The organism is Salinisphaera sp. SWV1 (genome assembly GCF_052044155.1).
Classification (GTDB): domain Bacteria; phylum Pseudomonadota; class Gammaproteobacteria; order Nevskiales; family Salinisphaeraceae; genus Salinisphaera.
This window is the reverse complement of the sequence record NZ_JBQDYE010000140.1, coordinates 1-617: the sequence shown is the minus strand read 5'-3', so window position 1 is coordinate 617 and position 617 is coordinate 1. Positions and strand designations below refer to the sequence as shown.

At 66.6% G+C, this 617-nt stretch carries 1 protein-coding gene; it reads right to left on the bottom strand.

Features of this window, described 5'->3' with window-relative positions; translation table 11 throughout:
- A partial coding sequence (locus tag ACS8YF_RS19880; protein WP_440851806.1) for a biotin/lipoyl-containing protein occupies nt 1–617 on the bottom strand: 617 nt, incomplete at both ends.

Below are 617 nucleotides of genomic sequence, written 5' to 3'. Positions count from 1 at the left end.
CCGCTCTGGACTTGATCGAGCGCGCCTTTCACGTAGGACTGCACGTCCTCGAAGGTGATGCGGCCCTTGTGGCCCGAACCTTCGATGCGACCGAGGTCGGCGCCGAGCTCACGGGCATACTTGCGCACGCTGGGCGAGGCATGGGCCTTGCCGAAGCGGTCTTCATCCACCGACTTGAGCTGGGACGGGTCGCCGCCGCGACGACCGGCATCGTGCGGCTCGTCGTCCTTGTGCGCGGTGCCCGAACGCGGCGTCGACGGCTCTTCGCTGCTTTTGTCGTCGCGCTGTTTTTGGGCCCGGTCGCTGCCCGACTTGGATTGCGACGAGCCGGCGGCCTGCCGATCGCCACCGGATTGCGGCTGGCTCTTGGCACCCGAGGATTGGCCGCCGCCGCTGGATTCGAGCAGCGCGATCACGTCGCCTTCGGAGACGGTGCTGCCTTCGGCGACCTTCAGTCCGGTGATTCGGCCGGCCGCCGTGGAGGGCACTTCCAGCGTGGCCTTGTCGGATTCCAGCGTGATCAGCGGCTGTTCCTTTTCGACCGTGTCGCCCTCGGCTACCAGCACTTCGATGACTTCGACCGAATCGAAGTCGCCGATGTCCGGCACCTTCACCTC